Source organism: Nonomuraea sp. NPDC005983 (genome assembly GCF_040614375.1).
Taxonomy (GTDB): Bacteria; Actinomycetota; Actinomycetes; order Streptosporangiales; family Streptosporangiaceae; genus Nonomuraea.
Genome location: NZ_JBEXUP010000047.1, coordinates 39,055 through 60,797, shown reverse-complemented (window position 1 = coordinate 60,797; position 21,743 = coordinate 39,055). Strand labels below are relative to the sequence as shown.

The 21,743-nt window shown below is 66.3% G+C and carries 24 protein-coding genes and 1 pseudogene; 10 read left to right on the top strand and 15 right to left on the bottom strand.

Translation table 11 applies throughout. From position 1 onward, the window contains the following. The first annotated feature begins 425 nt into the window (after nt 1–425). Entirely contained in the window at nt 426–1,481 is a 1,056-nt protein-coding gene (locus ABZ297_RS21560; protein WP_355348778.1) for a PIN domain-containing protein, read from the top strand. A 665-nt stretch (nt 1,482–2,146) separates the two neighbouring features. Here the strand turns inward: ABZ297_RS21560 and ABZ297_RS21555 are convergent. Next, nucleotides 2,147–2,818, bottom strand: coding sequence for a DUF3732 domain-containing protein (locus tag ABZ297_RS21555; protein ID WP_355348775.1), 672 nt, complete (start codon nt 2,816–2,818; stop codon nt 2,147–2,149). A 306-nt stretch (nt 2,819–3,124) separates the two neighbouring features. On the opposite strand from ABZ297_RS21555, the gene ABZ297_RS21550 reads away from it, so the two are divergent. Further along, nucleotides 3,125–3,544, top strand: coding sequence for a hypothetical protein (locus ABZ297_RS21550; RefSeq protein ID WP_355348772.1), 420 nt, complete (start codon nt 3,125–3,127; stop codon nt 3,542–3,544). An 806-nt stretch (nt 3,545–4,350) separates the two neighbouring features. On the opposite strand, the gene ABZ297_RS21545 is transcribed toward ABZ297_RS21550, so the two are convergent. Further along, the gene (locus ABZ297_RS21545; RefSeq protein WP_355348769.1) at nt 4,351–4,824 is read right to left on the bottom strand and encodes a MarR family transcriptional regulator; all 474 of its coding nucleotides are present in this window, start codon (nt 4,822–4,824) and stop codon (nt 4,351–4,353) included. A gap of 98 nt (nt 4,825–4,922) precedes the next feature. Here ABZ297_RS21545 and ABZ297_RS21540 point away from each other — a divergent pair, with 98 nt between their 5' ends. Continuing rightward, a complete protein-coding gene (locus ABZ297_RS21540; protein ID WP_355348766.1) occupies nt 4,923–5,468 on the top strand; it encodes a YceI family protein in 546 nt (181 codons plus the stop codon). Nucleotides 5,469–5,478: 10 nt separating this feature from the next. Next, a complete protein-coding gene (locus ABZ297_RS21535; RefSeq protein ID WP_355348763.1) occupies nt 5,479–6,708 on the top strand; it encodes an SGNH/GDSL hydrolase family protein in 1,230 nt (409 codons plus the stop codon). Between the two features lie 473 nt (nt 6,709–7,181). On the opposite strand, the gene ABZ297_RS21530 is transcribed toward ABZ297_RS21535, so the two are convergent. Then, nucleotides 7,182–7,364 carry a hypothetical protein gene (locus ABZ297_RS21530; protein WP_355348761.1) on the bottom strand — a complete coding sequence of 61 codons (183 nt, stop codon included), beginning with the start codon at nt 7,362–7,364 and terminating at the stop codon, nt 7,182–7,184. A 138-nt stretch (nt 7,365–7,502) separates the two neighbouring features. Continuing rightward, on the bottom strand, nt 7,503–7,829 hold the full coding sequence (locus ABZ297_RS21525) for an HD domain-containing protein (RefSeq protein ID WP_355348758.1): 327 nt from the start codon (nt 7,827–7,829) through the stop codon (nt 7,503–7,505). A gap of 199 nt (nt 7,830–8,028) precedes the next feature. Here ABZ297_RS21525 and ABZ297_RS21520 point away from each other — a divergent pair, with 199 nt between their 5' ends. From ABZ297_RS21520 to ABZ297_RS21505, 4 genes are all read left to right on the top strand, one after another. Continuing rightward, nucleotides 8,029–8,346: a DJ-1/PfpI family protein gene (locus ABZ297_RS21520; RefSeq protein ID WP_355348755.1), complete on the top strand. Its 318-nt coding sequence runs from the start codon at nt 8,029–8,031 to the stop codon at nt 8,344–8,346. Continuing rightward, nucleotides 8,340–8,519, top strand: coding sequence for a hypothetical protein (locus ABZ297_RS21515; protein WP_355348789.1), 180 nt, complete (start codon nt 8,340–8,342; stop codon nt 8,517–8,519). The genes ABZ297_RS21520 and ABZ297_RS21515 overlap by 7 nt, the downstream gene beginning before the upstream one ends. Beyond that, a complete protein-coding gene (locus tag ABZ297_RS21510; RefSeq protein ID WP_355348787.1) occupies nt 8,516–8,794 on the top strand; it encodes a helix-turn-helix domain-containing protein in 279 nt (92 codons plus the stop codon). The genes ABZ297_RS21515 and ABZ297_RS21510 overlap by 4 nt, the downstream gene beginning before the upstream one ends. A 291-nt stretch (nt 8,795–9,085) precedes the next feature. Continuing rightward, nucleotides 9,086–9,259, top strand: coding sequence for a hypothetical protein (locus ABZ297_RS21505; protein ID WP_355348752.1), 174 nt, complete (start codon nt 9,086–9,088; stop codon nt 9,257–9,259). Between the two features lie 381 nt (nt 9,260–9,640). Here the strand turns inward: ABZ297_RS21505 and ABZ297_RS21500 are convergent. Continuing rightward, nucleotides 9,641–9,877 (bottom strand): annotated as a pseudogene (locus tag ABZ297_RS21500) (hypothetical protein); the annotation flags it as partial. Between the two features lie 38 nt (nt 9,878–9,915). Then, nucleotides 9,916–11,385, bottom strand: a complete 1,470-nt coding sequence (locus tag ABZ297_RS21495) for an MFS transporter (protein ID WP_355348749.1) — start codon at nt 11,383–11,385, stop codon at nt 9,916–9,918. Nucleotides 11,386–11,518: 133 nt separating this feature from the next. On the opposite strand from ABZ297_RS21495, the gene ABZ297_RS21490 reads away from it, so the two are divergent. Continuing rightward, complete coding sequence (locus ABZ297_RS21490; protein ID WP_355348747.1) at nt 11,519–11,872, top strand: helix-turn-helix domain-containing protein; 354 nt, start codon at nt 11,519–11,521, stop codon at nt 11,870–11,872. A 282-nt stretch (nt 11,873–12,154) separates the two neighbouring features. On the opposite strand, the gene ABZ297_RS21485 is transcribed toward ABZ297_RS21490, so the two are convergent. Further along, nucleotides 12,155–12,625 carry a hypothetical protein gene (locus ABZ297_RS21485; RefSeq protein WP_355348744.1) on the bottom strand — a complete coding sequence of 157 codons (471 nt, stop codon included), beginning with the start codon at nt 12,623–12,625 and terminating at the stop codon, nt 12,155–12,157. Nucleotides 12,626–13,347: 722 nt separating this feature from the next. On the opposite strand from ABZ297_RS21485, the gene ABZ297_RS21480 reads away from it, so the two are divergent. Further along, nucleotides 13,348–14,706, top strand: coding sequence for a HAMP domain-containing sensor histidine kinase (locus ABZ297_RS21480; RefSeq protein ID WP_355348741.1), 1,359 nt, complete (start codon nt 13,348–13,350; stop codon nt 14,704–14,706). 113 nt (nt 14,707–14,819) lie between these two features. Here the strand turns inward: ABZ297_RS21480 and ABZ297_RS21475 are convergent, their stop codons facing one another. The 8 genes from ABZ297_RS21475 to ABZ297_RS21440 all read right to left on the bottom strand — a co-directional run bounded on the left by ABZ297_RS21475 (nt 14,820) and on the right by ABZ297_RS21440 (nt 21,414). Beyond that, nucleotides 14,820–15,092 carry a helix-turn-helix transcriptional regulator gene (locus ABZ297_RS21475; RefSeq protein WP_355348738.1) on the bottom strand — a complete coding sequence of 91 codons (273 nt, stop codon included), beginning with the start codon at nt 15,090–15,092 and terminating at the stop codon, nt 14,820–14,822. A gap of 64 nt (nt 15,093–15,156) precedes the next feature. Further along, entirely contained in the window at nt 15,157–15,969 is an 813-nt protein-coding gene (locus tag ABZ297_RS21470) for a hypothetical protein (protein WP_355348735.1), read from the bottom strand. Beyond that, a complete protein-coding gene (gene dmpG / locus ABZ297_RS21465) occupies nt 15,950–17,089 on the bottom strand; it encodes a 4-hydroxy-2-oxovalerate aldolase (RefSeq protein WP_355348732.1) in 1,140 nt (379 codons plus the stop codon). Before dmpG ends, ABZ297_RS21470 begins: the two co-directional genes overlap by 20 nt. Then, nucleotides 17,086–18,018 (bottom strand): acetaldehyde dehydrogenase (acetylating), encoded by a 933-nt coding sequence (locus ABZ297_RS21460; RefSeq protein WP_355348729.1) that lies wholly within the window; start codon nt 18,016–18,018, stop codon nt 17,086–17,088. The genes dmpG and ABZ297_RS21460 overlap by 4 nt, the downstream gene beginning before the upstream one ends. After that, complete coding sequence (locus ABZ297_RS21455) at nt 18,015–18,806, bottom strand: fumarylacetoacetate hydrolase family protein (protein ID WP_355348726.1); 792 nt, start codon at nt 18,804–18,806, stop codon at nt 18,015–18,017. The genes ABZ297_RS21460 and ABZ297_RS21455 overlap by 4 nt, the downstream gene beginning before the upstream one ends. Before the next feature lie 36 nt (nt 18,807–18,842). After that, nucleotides 18,843–20,033, bottom strand: a complete 1,191-nt coding sequence (locus ABZ297_RS21450) for a PLP-dependent transferase (RefSeq protein ID WP_355348723.1) — start codon at nt 20,031–20,033, stop codon at nt 18,843–18,845. Further along, complete coding sequence (locus ABZ297_RS21445; protein WP_355348720.1) at nt 20,023–20,526, bottom strand: RidA family protein; 504 nt, start codon at nt 20,524–20,526, stop codon at nt 20,023–20,025. Before ABZ297_RS21445 ends, ABZ297_RS21450 begins: the two co-directional genes overlap by 11 nt. A 90-nt stretch (nt 20,527–20,616) precedes the next feature. Beyond that, nucleotides 20,617–21,414 carry an IclR family transcriptional regulator gene (locus ABZ297_RS21440; RefSeq protein ID WP_355348718.1) on the bottom strand — a complete coding sequence of 266 codons (798 nt, stop codon included), beginning with the start codon at nt 21,412–21,414 and terminating at the stop codon, nt 20,617–20,619. Nucleotides 21,415–21,743: the final 329 nt, after the last annotated feature.

Genomic DNA, 21,743 nt, shown 5'->3' with positions numbered 1-21,743 from the left:
GATGATCGACAACGTGAGCAAGCGCATCACCGGCGAAAACACGCCTACCTGGCGCGGCACATACTAGGGCGAAATGATCAAACCAAACGCCCTCTCAGAACCAGCGCGAGGGCGTGCTATCAGCCACCCAGACTGACCGGACCCGTTGCTGCGCACCTGGCCGATCTGGTGGGGCGCTGGACTCTGCATGGCACCTGCTGGCCGCCGGGGTGTTGCGCGAGGCATTGACGCCGGGCGCTTTGGACAACAACAGAGGGAGACCGGCCCCACCGCCCCCTCCAGACTCTGCAGGGCCGGTCCCGTCTTCCCTACCGTCGCCGATAACGCTCCCGCCGCCTGTGCTGGTTCGGCATTTGCAGGGCCACACGCCTCAAGCTGTCGGTGAACAGCCGGACATGTCGCGCTTCAGGGCCTACGCTCGCCGGGTGATCGTCCTCGACACCAACCAGCTCCACCACTTGCAGCCGCCCGCGGGGGCCCCGCTCAGCATGCTAAGGACTGTCGCCTTCCAGACCGGGCATGCTCTGGCGGTTCCTGAGATCGCGCTGGAGGAGCACCACGCTCACTACGCTCACGAGACCAAGGAACTGCATCAGACCGCGACGTCTGCCATCCGAAGTCTGAACGCTAGGCTCCGTTATTCCCGTACAAATGACCCCGACGAGCTTCAGCTTGCTCGCCTCATGGAGAGCGTGAGTATCGAATTGCGGGAGTTCTTCACCATCCTGCCGACTCCAGATTGGGCAGCGCGCGAGTCTTTGCTCCGCGAGGCGCGGCGTCTCGCTCCTGCCAAGCGCAGCTGGGATGGCAAGGGGGAGGGTGCCCGGGATGCGGCGATCTGGCTGACAGCCGTTGACGCCCTTCGCCAAAGCGAAGAGATGATCTATTTCGTATCGATGGACAAGCGCGCCTTCGGCGAGGGCACCCTGTTGCCTGCTCTGGAGGAGGACCTGCGTGAGGAGGCAGATCGCTTCAGATATTGCTACGGCATCGACGCGCTGCTGAAGGCGTTGGCGAAGCCACATGCCACGAAGGTGGGGGCTGCACAGATCGGATCCTCACAATTGGTGGAGGCTGCGGTTCGTCGGGCGCTTGAGAGTTTCGACTTTTTCACCCCGCTCTTGGAGAGCCTCGAAACGACCCGTCTCGGCATGTTGCCCGGTTTCCAGGCCCGGGAGATATGTATTGCCGGGAAACCGCATGTGATCAGCTACGAGATCGGCGGGCGGACATGGGCCTGCGCACGCGTCCGGTGGAACTCCTCGGCGATGGTCTGGAAGTACTTGTCGCGTAATCCCGTCTTGGCTTCCGTGAAGACGGTGTCCATGGATACCACACCGTTGGAAAGCGTATCCCTTGAAGTGTCGTTCTCGTGCTCCACCACTTTGCTGATGGAGCTCGACAACGACGCTCAGATTGTTGACGTTGACGTGACGCACGTAGGCGGCATGCGGGACGTCAGGACGAACATCGCCACGTAGATGTCTCCGGTCAACGAGTCCGTTCATGTTCACCCGCGTCGCCTGCGGTATTCACGCTTGCACCGCGACGCGTCGGGCCCGGGCCAGCCGGTCGCCAACGCCCACGCCCACCAGGTGAGCCGACACCTCGGAGCGCAAACGAGCGTTGTTGCCCCCATCGGCCACGGCGGCGAGACCCGCGGCAGATCATCGAGGATCACGAGGCCGTCACCGACGACGTGGCCGACGGCGCGCCACTCCGAGGCGTCCACGACCCACATGCGGCTCATGTCCTCGCTTTCCGGTAGCGGAAGACGAACTGGTCGCCGTCACCCCTCGTGACCTCGACAGCGTGGCGGTACTCCCAACGGTCGGGCAGCTCCGCGCGGAGCCGCTCCAGGATCTCGGCGATGTCCTACTGGTCGGCGGGCAGATAAACGCTGTACTCGACCAGCTCCCAGCGTTGGATGACAGCCACCGGCTACTCCTCCGCGTCGTCCAGGTCGAAGCTGTGGCAGGAGGTGCCTGTCAGCTCGTGCGGCACAGGCGATGTCTACCGCTGGTCGCGGCGGTTTGCCGCGCGCCGGATGCCCCGCACTGTCCGGTGCGGGGCGTCGAGGATGAACGCTGCCTGGTTGGTACTGCCAGATCCGATGTCGAACAGGTTCGGAATCCTTGAACATGCCCTATCTGAGCCAATCGACCGGGATGAGCGCCTGGCCGTTGTGGCAGTCGTGTTCGACGCGGCTTTGGAACCACGGCTCGGGCAGGTTGGCGTGGTCGCAGACGATGATCTGGAAGTTCGGCGCGAGTTCCTCGGCGACGTCATACAGCAAGTGAAACAACCGATGGACCGCTCGGCTGTCGGAGTCGTTCTCAGGGATGCCGCTTTGAAGGGAGACTTGCGAGGGGTAATGAGCCTGAGTCGGCTGGTCGAGGATAAGAAGACGTGGGACGGGCCGATTCTGCCGGACCAAGTACCGATGGAGCGCTAGGTGGGTGGCGAGATGATAGCCGATCCCATTGGCGGCACTTCCGATGCGGCTGAGCGGTATTGGCCCTCGTTCGGTGTCAGCGACCACATTCAGACGGGCCAAGTCCAGGCGCACATCGCCTTCGCTGTGCTCCAGTTCAAGCTCATCGGCGTACCTGGTCATGTCTCGGCCGATGATCACGAGGCGTGAGGTGAGCTGCTCTCGATCCTCGCTATCGTTGAGCTCGTCCTCCAGCGCCGCGACGGTCGCCTTGATGCTATCGACATTGGCGCGTAGGGCTACGACGGGCAGGGGCGGCGGTAAGCGGCCAAGCTGCTGCATCCCAGCGCCGACCCGCAGGCCCGTGCCCTGCTCATGAAGCAAGTACAGGCCGTGCGCATCGTGCCGTCCTACTGCCTGGAGGGACAACCGGGGCTCGGCCTGGGCGACCGGGTAGCAGCCGCTGGCAGAGGGCGCCGACCTTGCCGATCGTCCAGGCAGGACCGGTGGCACGGCGCAGCGTAGAGTACGTGTCGAAGCGTCGACGCCGAGCCCCCGGACACTCCCGGGTACGGCCTGGTGTATCCGGAAATCCCGCTCGCCGCGCGCTGAGCGGTCCCGGGAATGTCGAGCGCCCGCGCCCGCCTCGCCGAGCACTTGACCACGACCGCAGCTTCAGATCCTCTGCTCGTGACCGCCGCCCCCGTGCTGTTTCTGTCGCTCGTAAGCGCGGCCATGAACGCGCCTGCGGAGTCCTGCATCGACGACTGCGCGGCGCTCGTGCACGCCTTCGCCCACCTCGGCGTGCGCGCCCACGTGCGTGCCGCCGCGTTGGCCATCGTGAACGTGCGCACGGGCGCGGTCGGCGCCCATGGCGCGCTCCTGCCGGAATGGGAGGATGACCGAGTGCACGGCCATGCCGTCGTGTGGCTGCCCGGCCAGGGGCATCTGTTCGATGTGACCGCTGAGCAGTTCCCCCTGATCGCCGCGCACGAGATCGGCCCAGTCATCGTCGTCGGCGGCCCCGAGCACGACAGCGCCGAGCACGTGGCGCTGGAGCGCGGTCGACCTCGATCCGCTGAGCCTGGAGTACGCTCTGGCCGCCGGTGAGATCACCCGTATCCTGCTCGATCATTCCGTCGTGCGCGGCCAGGCTGACGACTATCGCCAGCGAGGCGTCAACATCGCCACGGCCGTCGTGCATCTGCTGGCCAGGAATTTGCCGCCGGAAGCGGGCAGGACATGCCGCTGCGCCGGGCGGCCGCGACTCCCTGCTGCGCTTCCGGCTCGGGGCCAGAAGCGCAGAGTTTGCACGGCACCGGCGGAGCCCCACAGGCATGCCACCCGCGACCGCCTGTCGGAGAAGCCGTATGAGGGGGTGTCACCGGAATACGGCAGATTCGGGCCGCCGAGCCTCTGAACTGCGATGTTGCAAGCCCAGCGGCCCGCCATCCGGAAACGCACGTTCTGGGACGACGGGCTCACCTGCGCGAATGCCGTACGAAAACCTACGTACAAGAAGTCCCTGCCGCTCGTCGGCCATGCCAGCCGTATTCCGGTGGCACCCCTGTATAGCTCGTTCGAGGAGATGGTGGAGGCCAACATGGAGGCTCATCGGAAGGCAGGCGAGCAGGAGAACGCGCCCGGCGGCCGCATCGCCGGACGCCCAGTGCGCGTGGTCATCCACCCTGGCGGTCTCCCCATGCAACACCTCCGGATCAAGGTGTTGCGACGACCGATTGAATCCGCCCAGTACCTGTCGATTCGCTTATCTGCACCTGGTCGATCTCGGCAACATGGTGCCGTCGAGAAACCCGCGATTAGCCGCCATACCCCATCTGAACAGGGGCTTCGTCGTTACAGACTGCCATCAGGCTCTGCGACGCGGCCAGGCTGGATCCTCATCCCTGGAATCGTCACATCCGCTCAGCTGTATGGTCCCGCTCGGTCAGGTGGTTGAGCAGGACCTGGCTGATATCGGCGAGTTGCCGCAGTTGTTCCGGGGTGAGCGGGTCGATCAGGTACTCGCGGACGCTGGCCACATGCCGAGGGGCGGCGGCCCGGAGCGCGGCGAGTCCGTCGTCGGTGAGCACGGCCAGCCAGCCGCGCCGGTCGTCGGCGTAGTGCTCCCGGCGCACCCAGCCCTTCTGTTCGAGCTTGTTGACCGCGTGGGAGATGCGGCTGGGTTTGGAGTTGGTCCAGTGGGCCAGCTCGCTCATGCGCATGGTGCGCTGGGGTGACTCCGACAGCAGGACGAGCAGTTCGTAGTAGGTGGGCGGCATGTCGGCCGCAGCCAGCAGGTCGCGTTCCAGGCGGTCGGTCAGCAGGCGGGTGGCCAGCCCGAAAGTGCGCCAGGCGTGCTGTTCGTCGTCGGTGAGCCATCGCGTCATGGAAGCGATCGTACTTGAAGGTTGCGCACTGAAATAAACCTATGTACTGTCGTGCCGAATCTTCCAGCGCTGAACTAAATGGGAAAGAGAACGCCACCATGCACCCGAACGAGCTCACCGGCGCCTACACCATCGACCCCGCACACAGCCGATTCGGCTTCGTCGCCCGCCACGCAATGGTGACCAAAGTGCGCGGCAACATCCCCGTCCACGAGGCCACCGCCCACCTGGACGCCGCCAACCCCGCCGCCTCCACCGCCCACGTGGTCCTCGACGTGACCGGCATCCAGACCGGCAACCAGCTCCGCGACGACCACCTGCGCACCGGCGACTTCCTCGACGCCGCCACCCACCCGCACATCACCTTCGACTCTACGTCCGTCAAGGACAAGGGCGGCGACAGCTTCGAGGTCACCGGTGACCTGACGATCCGCGGCGTGACCCGGCAGATCACCATCCCCCTCGACTACACCGGCACCGCCATCGACGCCCAAGGCCTGACCCGGGTCGGCTTCGAGGGCAGCACCGTGATCAACCGCAAGGACTTCGACATCACCTACAACGCCGTACTGGAGACCGGCGGCGTGATGATCTCCGACAAGATCACGCTCGAGCTCGACCTGTCCGCCATCAAGACCGCCTGAAAAGCGCATCATGCGTAAGCTCGCCATCCCCGCCCTGACCGCCGCCCTCGCCCTGACCCTGACCGCCGCCCCCGCCCCCGCCCACGCCACCCGACGGCCATGGGTGACGGCCTGGGGCAACGCCGCCCAGCCCGCCACCCCCAGCACCCCCTGGTACAGACCCAACTGGTCCCAGGAAGGCTTCGCCCGACAAGGCCCCGAAACCCTACGCCAAATCATCCGCCTCACCACCGGCGCAACCGCCATGCGCGTCAGGCTCTCCAACGCCTACGGCACCGCTCCGCTGACCATCGACGCAGCCACCATCGCCCAAGCCGGCCAGGGAGCCGCCACGCATCGTCCGCGCGCGATGACCTTCGCCGGACAGCAGCGCGCCGTCATCCCGCCCGGCCAGGAACGCCTCAGCGATCCCATACCCCTCTCCGTCCGCCCCCTGGACAAGCTCGCCGTGACCCTGCGTTTCACCAACCCCACCGGTCCGGCCACCTTCCACCACTTCGCCCAAGCCGCCTCCTACCGCGCCCGCGGCGACCACCTGGCCGACACCACCGGCAGCGCGTTCACCGACACCAGCAACTCCTGGTACTACCTGACCGGCGTGGAGGTCACCAGCCCGCGCGCCACCGGCACCGTGGCCGCCTTCGGCGACTCCCTCACCGACGGCGTCGGCTCCACCGTCGGCGCTGACAACCGCTACACCGACCAGCTCGCCGAGCGCCTGATCGCCAGCGGTAACCCCTGGGGCGTGGTCAACGCCGGCATCGGGGGCAACCGCATGCTGACGGACTCCCCCGAGTACGGCACCGCCGGCCTGACTCGCTTCCGGCGTGACGTCCTGGAGCGGCCCGGCGTCCGAACCGTCATCATCATGGACGGCATCAACGACCTGGCCGAGTGGAACAAACCTCGCCAGGCGACCGCCCGCCAGATCATCGACGGCCACAAGGAACTGATCCGGGCCGCCCATGCCAGAGGCATCAAGGTCATCGGCGCCACCCTCATGCCCATCAAGGGCGCCGCCCTGGCCTACAGCCCCGCAGCCGACGCCGTACGCGACCAGGTCAACCACTGGATCCGCACCAGCGGCGCCTACGACCACGTCGTCGACTTCGACGCCATCGTCCGGCGGCCCGCCGACCCCGACTCCCTGCGCCCGGAGTACGACTCGGGCGACGGCATACACCTCAACGACGATGGCTACGACGTCATCGCACAAGCCATTGACCCCCACACCTTGTGACGCCCCAGCCCTCCGCACCGGCCGCGGCCAGGACTGGAATCTCACCAGTTCCCTGGCTGGGGCTGGGCAGGAAGACAAGGTCCCGCTGGATGCCGAAGATCTTGTCTCTGCCACCGCTCTGGCGAGAGTAAGGACGGGGTTCCCGCTCACCACCATGGCGCGAACGTCGTCCTCCATGCGTGGCCGACCGGCCGCAGCCGCGCCCCCCAACCGAGTCGGCCTCCGGGACTGGTAAAGATCGTTGATCGAGTGATCTGAGTTCGTATTCCTATCACTGCTTCTGTTCACTGAGCGTGATCGTTTGGGGCGTTGCGGCTCCAGGTCCCGCCGCTTCGGATGCGAGCCAGGTGGTGGTCTTGTCGTGGAAGCCCAGAGCCTGCGCGATGACGGAAGAAGGAGCTTGGAGGACCAATTGCCGGGCGCAGCGTGGCCAGAGAGCACGTCACCTCCTGATGGGGTTCACCAGCGCTTGCTCACGCTCCCCAGCGTGAGGCGCTTGCCGCGAGTTCCAGAGTCGTCGGGGTGCCGAGTCCGCCTCGTTCCCGGGTGAGTTCGTATGCGGGGGTGTAGCGGGCAGCGGAGTGAGGGGCGCGTGCGGCGTGCCGGACGATGTCGTCGACCAGGGCGGTGACGATGTTCAGCCTGAGGTAGCGCATGTGGACGGCCTCACCCTGCGCGTCGGTTACGAATTCGACCCCGATGCCGAAGTCGGCGCCAACGCCGCTTCGGGTGAGGTAGGCCAGCGCTCCTCGGCGTTCGGCGATCCCCGGCGACGTGTGCAGCGCTATCGCCTCTCAGACCGCGTCTGTCTCGCGCACGCCGTAGCCGTGCCCGGTGAGGAACTCGGCGGCCATGTTGGCGCCTTCGACCTCGAAGCGCTGTTTGCCGGGGGCCGACGGCGAGGTGCCGAGGCCGTGCAGGATGCAGGCGTGGAAGAGAAGGTCGGCGTCGAAGTCGGTGCTGGCCTTCAGCCCTTCGTGTTCGGCGAGCAGGATGGCGAACAGATAGCTGCGGATGCTGTGGTTGGCGACGGGCTCGCTCTCGCAGGACCGGACGTGCTCGACGGCGTGACAGGCCACAGGACTGTGGGGCAGTGCCGGGATGCGGTGGGAGGTGTTCACGATGCGACCGTAAGCGCGGGCGCGCAGGCACCGTCAGTGGCACACGTGCCATGCGTCGATAGGATCGTGCCATGCCTGGTCGGACATCCGGCGTTCCGCATCATGTGGTCGTGCTGGCCCTCCCGAACGTTCTCGCGCTGGACCTAGGGATTCCCTTGCAGGTCTTCGGCAGTTGGGGGACGGGCCGTACAGGCTGACGGTGTGCGCCGAACGGCCGGGACTCGTCCCGGTGCACGGCAGTCCAGCACTATCCGTCGAGTACGGGCTGAACCGTCTGGGGTCCGCCGACACCGTCATCGTCCCCGGCCAGTCCGACCCGGGGCCGCCCTCCGTCGCGGTCCGCGACGCTCTGGCGGCGTCGGCAGCCCGGGGTCCCCGCATGGTGGCCACCTGCACAGGCGCGTTCACCCTCGCCGCCGCCGGCCTGCTCGACAAACGTCGTGCCACGACGCACTGGCAGCACGCGGCATCGCTGGCGGTCAGTACCCTCAGGTCAAAGTTGAGCCGAAGGTGCTGACCTCGGCCGGAGTCGCCGCAGGACTGGATCTGTGCCTGCATCTCATCCGTCGCGACTTCGGGGCCCGCGCGGCGAACCAGCGGGCCCGCATGCTCGTCACCGCCCCTCATCGCACCGGCGGTCAGGCCCAGTACATCGACCTGCCCGTGCGGCCCAGACGTTCCGGAGGCTGACGCAGCTGTATCTGTGGGCGCTGCTCAACCTGCATCAACCACTCACCATGGACCAGTTGGCGCGGCAGACCGGTATGTCCCAGCGGACCCTCATCCGCCGCTTCAACACCGAGACCGGGCAACCGCCCATGCGTTGGCTGCTGGAGGCCAGGCTCAGCCACGCGCGGGAGTTGCTGGAGTTCACCGACCTCACAGTGGAAGGCGTGGCGCGGCGTTGCGCCCTCGCCACATCGGCCAAGTTCCGCAAGCTGTTCAAAGAGCACGTCGGCGTCTAGCCCAGCGTCTATCGCGACACGTTCCACCCCACCACCGGCAGCGGAGATCGCACCTCCACTACGGACCGGTAGCCGGCGCCAATGGCGGCCGTGCCGGGTTCGGTGCCGCACGCCACGAGGGTGAGGTTGTCGGCGGGCAGGTCCATGGATTCGTGGGCGAGATGGAAGCCGCCGACGACGGGACTGTAAAACTAACGGCGGATCCGCTGATCATGGGAGAGACGCCAAGCGAGTGAGACGACGACCGAGCGCGAGTCGGTGGAGGGGCCGGCTGGGGCTGCTTCGGGCACGGTGTCGGACGAGCAGCTGATCTCGATGCTGGTCGACGAGCTCACCGCGGAACGCGTCCGCATCAACCGCATGATCATCGATCTGGTTCGCTCCCGCGATGTCCTGGACGAAGTGATCGATATGGCGTCGGAGAGCGCGACCACGGGACCGGCTGCACTCACGCGTCGGCGCTGAGCGCCGGGCGGGCCGGCGCAGCAACCACCGCCTGCCGGTCAGCGTGATGAGCCTCCGCCTACCAGCGCCGCCGTGTCCGCTGCGCCGAGTCGATGAGCCGTCTGACTGGTAGTGGCGGGACGCTCGGTCGCGATCCGTCGACTCGCCCTGCAAACCCTCGCATCCGTGGTCGTCGGCATGCTCGCCTACGACGGAGACACCGCCGCCGGTCTCGCCACAGCGGCCGGAGGCCCGTGGAGTCGCTACGCCTCGGTCCTCGGTGACCTCGAACGGTGACGCGTTGGCGATCAGAAAGGAATACAGAGCACTCGATTGTCGGCCCCTGCCAATGGACCCATCAGGGGCGTGAGCCCGGCTCCACAGGGTGAGCGGCCCTGCCACTTACCGGCAGGGCCTGCCCGCTTGCCTGTCCTCTGTGCGGAGGCCGCCGTTCCAATCGAGGCTTACCGCCGCGGCCGCCTTCGCCCGCTGCAGGTAGCTTCTCGGCGACGCGGCTGGGCGCCTCGTCGTCGTGGGCAGCCGACAGGGACCACGCCTCGTACGCCGACGGCGGCGGGTGGACGCCCTGGTCGAGCGTGAGAAGAACGCGGTGAAGGTGGCGGCGTTCTGGATCTTGGCCGCTGCGGCTGTTGGCGTCGTTCGCCGCGCTCGTGTGATCAGCCGGCCGTGTGGGACCTGTCATGCAGGGCGGTGCTGGTGTCCTCGCGGCTGGGGCGTGGCAGGGCGAGCGTGATCAGGAGGCCGACGATCATCGCGGCCGCGGTGAGCAGGACGACGAGGAACTCGCCATTGGCCGTGGCAGCACGCAGTGCCTGGCCGGTCTTGCCCTCGGTGCCGATGTCGGCGATGACGGTGAAGACGGCCAGGCCGATGGCGTTGCCGATGTTGAGTGCGGTGGAGGCGATGCCGTTGGCCACGCCCTGTTCGTGGGTGGCGGTGCCGGTGGCGGCGGCGATCCACATGGCGGTCCAGACGATGCCCTGGCCGAGGCCGGAGACGATGAGGCCGGGCACCAGCAGTCCGTACCCGGCCTCGGCGTCGAAGCCGAGGGCCAGGACGGCGGTGCCGACCACGCCGATGGCGAAGCCGATCAGCAGGGTGGCGCGGGTGCCGATCCGGGTGGCCAGGCGTTCGCCGAGTTGGGTGCCGGCGGCGATGGCCAGTGAGGGGATGAGGAAGGCCAAACCTGTCTGCAGGGCGCTGTAACCATGGATGCTCTGCAGCAGCACGGTGAGGAAGTACGGCAGGACGCCGAAGGTGGCCATGTAGATGAAGGTGACCAGCATGCCGACGGTCAGGCTGCGGTTGCGGAAGAGCCGGAAAGGCATGAGCGGGTCGGCGGTGCGGGCTTCGACCAGCGCGAAGATCCCCAGTAGTACGGCGGCCAGCACGAAGGCGGCGATCACCAGGGGGCTGCTCCAGCCCTGTTCGGGTCCCTCGACCAGGGCGAAGACCAGCAGGGTCGATCCGGCGGTGACGCTCATCGCTCCCGGTATGTCGAACTTGCGCCGCTCCCGTCTGGCGGGGTCGCGCGGGATGACGGCCAGGGCGGCCAGCGCGACCAGCCCGGCCAGGGGGACGTTGACGAAGAAGACGGCGGGCCAGCCGAAGTTCTGGGTGAGCAGGCCGCCGAGCAGTGCGCCGATGGTCAGCCCGCTGGCGCCCGCGCCGCCCCAGACCGCCAGGGCGCGGTTACGTTGCGGGCCTTCGGCGAACAGGCTGTTGAGCAGCGCCAGCGTGGAGGGCAGCAGCAGCGCGCCACCGATGCCCTGGACGGCGCGGGCGATGATGATGATGCCAGGACCGTCGGCAAGCCCGCCCGCCAGCGAGGAGACGGCGTAGAGAGCCAGGGCGAGCACGAACATGCGGCGGCGGCCGAGCAGGTCGGCCGCCCGCCCGCCGAGCAGCAGGAAGCCACCGGCGAAGACCACGTACGCGCTGACCACGAGCTGCTGGGTCTGGCCGGGGAAGCCCAGGTCGGTGCCGATCTGGGGAAGCGCGACGAACACGATGTTGAGGTCGAGCGCGTAGATGAGCTGGGCCAGGGCAAGTAGCGCCAGGGTCCAGCCGAGTCGCGGCTTGGCGTCGCCCGTGGAGGTTGCGGGCAGCGCGGATGGTGTGGACATGGAACGCCCTTCGGAGGGACCGGTGGCGGGCATGCGGAAGCCCGCACACCAAACGATCGTACGCAGATTTACGTACAGTAGTACTATGCCAGAGCGAAAGGCGACTGTTCGACAATCGCGGTACAGTGCAACCATGGCTTTCCGTCATCCCGACCGCGACCAGATCCGGATCGAAGACGTGCTGTCGGCGCTCGGCAACGGCGTGCGCCTGGCCGTCGTACGCGTACTCGACGTCGGCGGTGAGCACAACTGCACCAGCGTCCTGAACACCCTGGGGATCACCGCGAAGTCGACCATGACCCATCACTGGCGGGTACTGCGGGACAGTGGCGTCATCTGGCAGCAACCCTCGGGACGGGAGAACCTGCTCGTCCTGCGGCGCGAGGATCTGGACGCCCGCTATCCCGGGTTGCTCGACGCCATCCTGTCCGGCGCCCGCGCCGACGACGCCCTCCAGCGCCGCGAACGCGCTGGCTCGGCCGCCTGACCGACTGGCCGCCCCACTCCTCAACAACGCCAACGGCGAGTCAGCCAGCCGGAACTTCCCCGCCTGGGCATCGGCTTCAGCCGCCTGCACGGCTGCCTGGCCGAACAGTGACCACCGCTCATCAGCCGCTCGCCTTCAGCGATCCGCCATTGCCGACAGGCTGTGACCTGGCCCTCACGCTCGCGACGAATGTCCCGTTGCGCCTCTGTCCCGGGGTGTTCACGAATAGGGCAGGCACGGTCCCTCGACGCCGGAAACGTGCTCCGCAGCAGCGACAGCGCGTCACGCCCGTACGCGGCCTCGCTCGGCGATCGGCATCCGCGAGCGGCCGGCTGCATCCCCGAAGGCCAGGCAGATCCCGAGCGCTTCGACGCCGAGGTGGCAGCCGTTCGTGGCGCTGGACGGAGTCGTGGTGATCGACGCCAACACTCTGTACATGGCCACCCTCACGGTCGCAGACTTCGCGGAACTACGTGCGCGCTTGGCCTGCATCGACTTCACGAGTGCCGCGATGAGATGGCCGCTCAACGCCTCACGCTCATCTGGTCCGCTGGCCTCTGCCGTTTCTTCCGCCAGGCCAGCGCGGATCGTGCCAAGTTCGCCGGCCCGGCGGGATCCCGTCTCGGCGGACAGTACCAGCGTGCTCAATCCTTGCCGGGTCAGGCCAACGGTCTGCTCGGCGATCAGACAGGTCAGACGCGCCGCTCGCGCGGGTGCCTCGCCCTTGTCGGTGAGGACCTCGATGGTGCGCACGTTGCGTTCGAAGTATCCGGCGTCGGTGTAGGGCCGCGCCAGCGTCGTCGGGGCGATCTTGGCGTAGTACGGGGGTGGACTGCGGGGAGCGGTTGCCGGGCCAGGCTTGCAGCTCGAACAGCGTCATCGGCTCCTTGGCGTAGTAGAGCTGGCTGGCGATGGTGGGGCGGGCCCGGTGGCTGGTGATGTTCTCGCGGACGTCGGCAACCGGGACGCCGGCCTTGCGGCAGAGCCGGGCAACGGCCGAATGCCGTCGGTGAAGGACCTGGTCATGGCCACTGGGGTGGCATACCCGTCCGGGAAACCGGCGGCATCGAAGGCCTCAGGTCCTACCACCAGGAGAAACAACCGCGCCAGCTCGCGACCCTACCGTGACCGTTATTACTGCAGGTTGACGGTATACAGGTTGGAAAATTGCGTCATCGCTCCAGCCGGGGCTCAGTTGGAGGCGAGCCCGCCCAGCACCCGGGCACAACCGCACATCGAACACCTGGCACCGCAGGTCGGCCAAGGTCCGGGCGGACGGAGTAGATGCCCCGCTGTGGTAACCCTGTAGGAGATAGGGCGTACGCGGGAGCATTGTTATCGCAGGCCAGTGGCGGTGATCCGGCGCTGAATGCCGTGCCACGCCAAACTCATCCCAGATCGTAACAACGGACTTTGCTTCCACCAGTGCATGGATGGACTTGGTGAGTGCGGCGAGAGTCACGGGGAGCGCATGGGTGAGATGCCTCTTTCGTTATTGGTCAATTCAAACACGTTTCACAGCGGCCGCGGCGGCGCGGTCCCTGATCTTCTTTACGCTGATCGCCATCGGTCTCGACCTCGTGATCCGCAACAGGGTCCGGGACCAGCTTTTCGGTGACCCGCAGCGGGTGGCGACCGGCTGGATCGCGTCCATGAAGCCCGGCCGCATCCCGAGCCCGATTCCCACAACCGCCGTCAACCCCCTGCAACTCGTCGACTCCCGCGGCCAAGTGGTGGCCGCCAGTCCCGCGGCCGCGGGCATGCCCCCGCTGAGCGCTGTCCGGCCGCCCCATGACGACCGGATCATCCACCTCACAGAGTGCTCCCACAGTGAATGCATCGTGCTCACGTCCGTCCGCGTCTCACCCCAGGAGGCCTCACTCCTCTGGAGGGGAGAGCCCCACGTCGTCTACGCCGGAACGATGGAGCCGACCGCCCTGTCCACCCACATCCTCGAGTTCAGCACGCTGGCCACAGCCCTGCTGGCGACCGGGTTCGCCACATGGATCACCTGGGCTGCGGTCAGGCGGGCACTACGACCGGTAGCAGCGATCCGCGAGAGAATGTCGGAGATAAGCGTCACCGATCTGAGCCTCCGGGTGCCGGAACCACCGGGCGGTGACGAGATCGGACAGCTGGCACGCACCGCCAACCAGACCCTGTCCCAGCTGGAGACGGCAGTGCAACAGCAACGGCAATTCGCATCAATTGTCTCCCACGAACTCAAGACCCCCGTGGCCGGTCTCCAGACCCAACTCGAGGAAGCGGTGCTGTATCCGGACGACGTCGATCCTCGCAAAACGATCAAAACAGGGCTGGCGACGACGGAACGACTACGAGCGCTGATCGATGACACCATGGTGTTCGCCCGGATCCGCACGGCCACTCCCGAGCCCCCGGAGCCGGTCGATCTCGGCGCGCTGGTGCACGATGAGCTGGTCACCACGACTCGGGACGTGCCGGTGCGCACGCGTGTGACGGGCGAGGTGACGGTTCTCGGCAACCATATGCAGCTGATCGGAGTGTTGAACAACCTGGTAGTCAACGCCCAGCGGCACGCCGCAACCAGCGTCGAGGTCAACGCCGGCCGCGAGGATGACCAGGCCGTGGTGACAGTGAGCGATGACGGGGACGGCATCGCCTTCGAAGATCGAGAGCGCGTGTTCCAGCCCTTCGTGCGCCTGGAAGAAGGGCACCGCAAGGACCCCACAGGCACCGGTTTGGGCCTCGCCATCAGCCGAGCGATCGCCACAGCCCACCACGGGACCCTGGAGATCGATGACTCTCCGCGAGGCGCACGCTTCGTCCTGCGCCTGCCGCTGCTGAATAGCTAATAACCCTTGAGTTCCACTGGGCTTCTTTGGCCTCTCTAGCGCCAGGACCTGGGCGTATCTGCTGGTGCTCCGGCTTCTGCGGACGTTGATGAGATTTCGGGGACTCTGAAGGTCTATCGTCCTGGTCGTTCGTCTTGCTGTGAGGGTGAAGGCGAGGTGGCCGGCCTGATGAGGTCGTCCATGGGGCGGCTGAAGATGTCGATCAGTGCCATCAGTACCTTGAGGCTGAGCCTCTCCGGCTTCTGGGTCGCCAGCCGGTAGACCTGGCTGGTGGAGAGCTTCACCCCGCGCTCGGCCAGCATCGGTTGCAGGGCTGCGGTGGTGAACATGCCCTGCTCGGCCATGGTCTCCCTTAGGCGCCAGGTGTAGTCCAGCTTGGCCATCATCTGGTATCTCCCAGGTTCGTGTCCTGTTCGAAGGCCCGGCCCAGGGCCTTGCGCATCATCGTGTTCATGAAGTCCCCGCTGACCGCCGTGTAGATCGCGGTCGTGCTCGCGTAGCGGTGCCCGACCTGGTCCTGAAGGAATTTCGGGTCGACACCGTCCTCGATCTAGTGCGTGACGTGGCTGTGCCGCAGTGAGTGGGCGTGAGTTCCGGCGGCAGGCCGATGGCGTCGCGGTAGGCGGTGAAGCGGTCGTTGACCTCGCGCGGCTGAAGCCAGCCTTGCCGCTCGGTCAACCACAGGGCCGGATGATCTGGAGAGCCGAACCTCGGCCGGATGTTCACCACGTAGTCTTCGACCGCCTTCACCGCCCAGGGCATCACGCTGGCGACGTTCCGCCGACGTGGTGGAGAGCCCCTTCGTCCGCTTGCCCCGGCGGACCTGCAGCATCCCGTGCCGACCCAGCTCAGGTGCCGCGGCGTTGCGGTCGAAGTCCGACAGTCGAGCTGGCAGCCCTCAGTCCGGCGCGGGCCCCAGGCGTACAGGACCTTGAACAGGGTCGCGTCCCGATAGGCCGCCAGGGCGCCCTTCCGGCCGCTGCGGGCCGCCTGGTCAACCCGGTCGTCGCAGTAGTCGAAGAACTTCTGCAGTTCCTCGCGGGTGAACGGCCGCCTCTCGCCCTGGCCCTCGTAGCCGGTCAGGTGCTGAGCGGTGTTCCACTGGTGGCAGACCTGGATCGGATGTGCACCGAACCGCTTCTCACGCTCGGCGGCCCACCCGTAAGCCGAGCTGATCAGGAAGTCGCAGAACAAACGGACCGTTAACTGGTCGGACCGCAGCGTTGAGTGAGCCAGCCCCTTCTCACTGATCAAGGATGTCATCCACTCGTCCATGTGTGACGCCATCCAGTTCCACGGATACTCGTTCGTGAACCGCGCGAATCGCCGCAGTTGGGTTGCGTCCACGGAAGTGGTGTGTGAGTTTGGCCTGGTGACGGGCAAGGAGGTCAAGCGCGATGTCCTGGATGAGGTCCTCCTGGCCCCCTACCAGTTGACGGCGCCCGACTTCGACGAGGATGGAGCGGGTGTCGAGGTCGTGCCGCTGTGCTGCGGTTTCGGCATGTCGGAGGAAGCTGGAGTAGACCCCGGCGTACCCGAGCGTCAAGGTCTCGCGATCGACTTGCACGGGGCGGTCCTGCAAAGGGCGGACCAGGTCATCGGCCGCGTCCATCAGCCGGAACAGATCACAGCTATGGCTCCAGCCGAGGACATCCGCCACGGCGATGAAAGCCTCGATGGGGCAGTTGCCCGCACCCGCGCCCTGGCCTGCCAGGGAGGCGTCGATGCGAGTCACACCTTCCTGCACAGCCACAACCGAGTTGGCGACACCGAGCCCGAGATTGTGGTGGGCGTGGATGCCGATCTCGGTATCTGGCTGCAGTACGTCGCGGTAGGCGCGTACTCGGTCGCGGACAGCGTCCATGGTCAAGTGGCCGCCGGAGTCGGTGACATAGACGCACACCGCTCCAGCCTCTTCCATGACCCGTGCCTGATCGGCGAGGTGGGAGGGCTCAGCCATATGCGACATCATCAAGAATCCGGAGACGTCCATGCCGAGATCACGGGCAGCGCGGATGTGCTGGATCGCGACATCGGCCTCCGTGGCATGCGTAGCGATGCGTACGGAGGTGGCTCCGTGGTAATGAGCACGCTTCAGGTCGTCGACGGTGCCGATGCCGGGGAGAAGGAGGGTGGTCAGACGGGCGTTCTTCACCACTTCTGCGGCAGCTGACAACCATTCCAGGTCTGTGTGGGCACCCGCGCCGTAGGTGAGGCTGCTGCCTCCCAGCCCGTCACCATGACTTACCTCGATCGCACTGACACCTGCAGTATCGAGAGCTGCTGCGATTTGCCGGATCTGGTCGGTGCTGTACCGGTGCTGTACGGCATGCATGCCATCTCGGAGAGTGACATCCTGGATGTACAGGTTGGGCTGGCTCATGAGGCCACCGCCTTCTCGCTCAGACGCTCGCCGATGCGCACCGCGGCCGCAGTCATGATGTCGAGGTTGCCGGCGAAGGGCGGCAGATAGTCCCCCGCACCCTCTACCTCGAGGAACACGCTGACTGCCCAACGTGGGCCGGCTGGCGCCTCGCTGATGAGCGCTTGCTCCGCGGCGCCGTGGTCCAGACGCCGGAACTGAACCTCCTGCTTCAGCCGGTAGCCGGGAACGTACTGTCGTACGGCCTCCACCATCCTGCCTACCGACTGAGCGATCAGCTCGGGATCGCAGTCGTCAACGATGCACTGGACGGTGTCACGCATGACAAGGGCGGGCTTGGCGGGATTGAGGATGATGATGGCCTTGCCATGGTCGGCTCCTCCGACCGTCTCCAGTGCGCGCGAGGTCGTCTCTGTGAACTCGTCGATGTTGGCACGGGTGCCGGGGCCGGCCGACCGCGAAGCAATCGACGCGACAATCTCGGCGTACCGCACCCGGGCAACCTGAGACACGGCTGCCACGATGGGTACCGTGGCCTGGCCGCCGCAGGTCACCATGTTCAGGTTGTTGGCGGTCAGGTGCTGGTCGAGATTGACCGGCGGTACGACATACGGTCCGATGGCAGCAGGTGTCAGGTCGATGAACGTCACCTGGGTTCCCGCAAGGGCAGATGTGTTGGCGAGGTGTGCGGAAGCGGACGTTGCATCGTAGACCAACTGGATGCTGCTGAAGTCTTCTTGGCTCAGCAGCCCATTCACGCCTGTGCTCAATGCGGTCACGCCGAGCTTGCGTGCTCGGGCCAGACCCTCGGATGCAGGATCGATGCCCACCAGTGCCGAGAGGTGCAGGTGAGGCGATCTCATGATTTTCACCATGAGATCTGTTCCGATGTTGCCCGACCCGATGACCGCCACGTTGGTCACAGTCATGATTCGTCCTTGGAGGTCATGCGAGTGGTGACATAGCCGAGCCCACTGATGTACGCCTCGATGACGTCGCCGGGGTTGACCATCGCCATGGGGCCCAGGGCACCTGACAGGACGAGCTCCCCTGCTTGCAGGGGCTGACCGAGATCGGCGGCCTTCCGTGCCAGCCATAGCAGGGCGTTGAGAGGACTGCCGAGGCAGGCGGCGCCGGTCCCGGTGGAGACGAGACCGCCATTGATCGTCATGGTCATGGCCACCTCGGCGGGGTCGATGTCCTTGAGCTGGACCTTCTGGCTGCCCACCACGAACAGGCCGCAGGAGGCGTTGTCTGCGATGGTGTCGCAAATGGTGATGTCCCAGTCGGTGATCCGGCTGTCGACGATCTCCAGTCCGGCGTACATACCCGCCACGGCCTGGCGGACCATGGCTTCGTCGATCTCGGGCGCGTCGAGGTCGCTGCCCAGGACGAAGACGACCTCTGCTTCGATGCGTGGCTGCAGCAAGCGCTGCATCGGTGTCGATTCACCCACCAGGCGCATGTCGTCGAACAGAGAACCGAAATCAGGCTGATCTACTCCGAGCTGTTCTTGGACGGCAGGGGAAGTGAGCCCGATCTTCCGGCCCACGAGGGTGCGTCCGCTGCGGACAGCGGCCGCCACGTTCACAGCCTGAACGCCATATGCGGCTTCGAGGTCGTTTGAGCCGATCAGATCACGCACAGGGGCACATGGCGTTCCCCGCTCTGCTGCCGCACGCAGCCGGTGGGCTGCGGCAGCGATCTTCTCATTCAACAGGTTCGGATCCTTTCCCGGAAACACTGGCGAACGCTAGGCCGGCACGTTCTTCAAAGCCCGGTCTAGGTCGTCGATCAGGTCGTCAGGGCTCTCCAGGCCCACAGACATGCGGAGGAATCCCGGGTGGAGACCGGCAGTCTTCAGTTCGGGTGCCGACAACAGGCGGTGGGTCGAACTGGCCGGGTGGGAGAGCGTCGTCTGGGCCGCACCCAGCGAGTGCACAAGCCGAATGATTTCCAGGTCACGGGTGAAGCGGTTGGCTGCGGCGAAGTCGGGCGCAAGCTCGAAGGAGAGCATCGGGCCGTAGCCCTGGTCGAGTACCTTCTCCGCCGCCTGGTGGTCGGGGTGATCACTGCGGCCGGGGTAGAGGACCCGGTGAATCTGTGGCTGCTCGGCCAGCCAGTCGGCCAACACCGCTGCAGTGTGCGTGGCTCGTGTCATGCGGAGGGTCAGTGTCTGCAGCCCCCGCAGAACAAGCCAGCTGTCCATCGGGGCAGCGATCGATCCAAGACGGACCATGCGGTCTCGGATGCGCTCGATGTCCTGGGTTGATCCGGACACGACACCGAGAACGGTGTCCCCGTGGCCTGCGAGGAACTTGGTAGCACTTTCCACCACGAGATCCGCACCGCAGTCCGCGGGCCGGCAGTGGTATGGGCTGGCGAACGTGTTGTCCACCAAGACCCTCGTCCCGTATTGATGCGAAAGCTCGATGAGCAGGGGGAGGTCCGGTACCCGCAGGCGGGGGTTGGAGATGGACTCAGCGATGAGCAGAGCCGCCCCGCGCCGCAGTTCCGCGGTCACCTGCTCCGCAGACGTGAGGTCGACCATGACGTGCTCGATGCCCCACTGCTGGAGGTCACGCAGCAGTCCAAGAGTCCATCCGAAGCCTTCCCCGCTCACGATCACCCGGTCGCTGGGCTTCAGTGCAGTGAGCAAAGAAGCCGCAATGACGGCCATTCCGGTGTTGCCGGCCACTGCTGCTTCCGTGCCCTCCATGTCGCTGACAGCGGCCTCGAGAGTGAGGTTGTTGGGCAGACCGATGGTGCCGTATGTGGCTCCGTTGGCCACCTTGCCACCGAAAATTGCGTCCATCTGCTCCAGATCGGAGAACTGCCAGGCCGACGTCTGGTAGATCGGGTGAGCCACGGGCTGGTTGACAGGCGCCGCAGCACGTCTGGGATGTAAGGTGACGTGGGCGAGGTCGCGCTCTCTACCAGGCAAGACGGACCACCGCTTCGATCTCGACCGCGGCGCCGAACGGCAGCGAGGTCATTCCGACCGCCGAGCGGCTGTGCTCTCCACGCTCGCCGAGTACGTCCAGGAGGAGCTGAGAGGCACCGTTGATCACCGCGGGATGCTGCGTGAACGTGGGCAGCGCGCGCACCATTCCGAACAGACGAGGTACGCCCGCGATGCGGTCCAGGGTGCCGAGTTCCTTCTCGAGTGTGCCGAGCAGAGCGAGGGCAGCGTCGCGGGCCGCGAACTGCCCGTTCTCCACGGTAAAATCGTCGCCGAGCATGCCTACGGCGGAGGCGCCGCCGTTCCTCCATCCGACGTGACCGGAGACGAAGGCAAGGTCACCGTCGATCACGAGGGGCTTGTAGGAACCGGCTGCAGGGTGATCCAGCAGTTCCAGTCCGAGTTCGGCAAGCTTTGCCCGCGCTTCTCCCGACTTAGCCGTAGAAGCGCTCTTGGTGTGGCGTGTGTCCGTCATGGTGGGAATTGTGAACCAGTGGCGACTTTCTGAGCCAGGCGAGCGTTCCATGATGTGAAACCCGGTTGGGTGGATCAGGCAGGACGCGGATCAACCGCCAGCTGGGGCGGCGCGGAGAGTGCGGCGGACGCCGTGTGCGGCGGTGAGGACAGCTGCTTCGAAGCGCGCAGGCGTGAAGCGGCCCGCCGGGCCGGCGACGGAGAGGCCGGCGACGACGGCGCCAGCCCGATCGAAGACCGGCGCGGCCACACACACCAGCCCTGGCTGTGATTCCTCCTGATCGAAGGCGACACCGCGTTCACGGACCGTGGCCAGCGCCTGGCTCAGAACGTCGCGTGACGAGATCGAGGTGGGGGTGCGAGGCGGGCCGGCGGCTCGAACGGCCACGTCGACTGCATCTCCGGGCAAATAGGCGAGCAAGACCTTGCCGATGCCGGTGTAGGGAGCCGGCATGCGGCCTCCGACGCGTGTGGGGGTGGCGCCGGAATGGTGGCCTGTGATCTTTTCGATGTAGACCACGTGTCCGCCGGTCAGCACTCCGAGGTGAATGGTTTCGTGTGTTGCTTCGTAGAGGTCCTGCATGAACGGCAGCGCGGCTGAGCGCAGGTTCCGGGTGTGGGGGACGAGTTGGCCGAGTTCGAAAAGCCGGGGCCCCAGTCTCAGCCAGTCACCGCCAGCCTCGAGGGCTCCCCAGCTCTTGAGATCCTTGACGAGCCGGTGGACCGTCGGCTTCGGCAGCCCCGTCGCTGCCGCAATGCGTGCCAGCGTTGACTGACCGCCGGCTGCAGCCACGTGGTCGAGTACTGCGAACATCTTGCCGATGACAGCAGTCGTTGCCGTGTACTCGAATCGGGTCTGGCCGGTTGCCTGTGGATATTGGTCGGTCATGACGGCACTCCGCGTGCATATCGGATTCTGGGCCGGGCGCCGCATCGTCCCGCTGCACGGCGTCTCGCTAGTGCTCTGACCGTATAGGTTCACCCACCGGGTTGGGGCACGCGTTTGAGTGTCGGGACATCCGATCCAATGACGCGAACCGCACGTGGGGACGCCCGCGTGCCCTGGCAAGATCTCCCGCATGTTCGAAGAGAAGCTCGACGCGCTCGCGCAGATGATGGCCGAGCACATGGCCGTGCCGTTCCCACCCGGTTTCCGCGGCCTGGACATCGAGGACCAGGACATGGTGATGCTTGATGCGGACGCTTACGGCTACGCCG

Bases quoted from the DNA above. Each gene is read 5' to 3' on its own strand.
- dmpG (WP_355348732.1), bottom strand. From the start codon at position 17,089: ATGAGCCAGCCCAACCTGTACATCCAGGATGTCACTCTCCGAGATGGC.
- ABZ297_RS21535 (WP_355348763.1), top strand. From the start codon at position 5,479: ATGCGTAAGCTCGCCATCCCCGCCCTGACCGCCGCCCTCGCCCTGACC.
- ABZ297_RS21490 (WP_355348747.1), top strand. From the start codon at position 11,519: ATGGCTTTCCGTCATCCCGACCGCGACCAGATCCGGATCGAAGACGTG.
- ABZ297_RS21540 (WP_355348766.1), top strand. From the start codon at position 4,923: ATGCACCCGAACGAGCTCACCGGCGCCTACACCATCGACCCCGCACAC.
- ABZ297_RS21530 (WP_355348761.1), bottom strand. From the start codon at position 7,364: ATGCGCTACCTCAGGCTGAACATCGTCACCGCCCTGGTCGACGACATC.
- ABZ297_RS21495 (WP_355348749.1), bottom strand. From the start codon at position 11,385: ATGTCCACACCATCCGCGCTGCCCGCAACCTCCACGGGCGACGCCAAG.
- ABZ297_RS21470 (WP_355348735.1), bottom strand. From the start codon at position 15,969: ATGACATCCTTGATCAGTGAGAAGGGGCTGGCTCACTCAACGCTGCGG.
- ABZ297_RS21440 (WP_355348718.1), bottom strand. From the start codon at position 21,414: ATGACCGACCAATATCCACAGGCAACCGGCCAGACCCGATTCGAGTAC.
- ABZ297_RS21545 (WP_355348769.1), bottom strand. From the start codon at position 4,824: ATGACGCGATGGCTCACCGACGACGAACAGCACGCCTGGCGCACTTTC.
- ABZ297_RS21475 (WP_355348738.1), bottom strand. From the start codon at position 15,092: ATGATGGCCAAGCTGGACTACACCTGGCGCCTAAGGGAGACCATGGCC.
- ABZ297_RS21460 (WP_355348729.1), bottom strand. From the start codon at position 18,018: ATGACTGTGACCAACGTGGCGGTCATCGGGTCGGGCAACATCGGAACA.
- ABZ297_RS21445 (WP_355348720.1), bottom strand. From the start codon at position 20,526: ATGACGGACACACGCCACACCAAGAGCGCTTCTACGGCTAAGTCGGGA.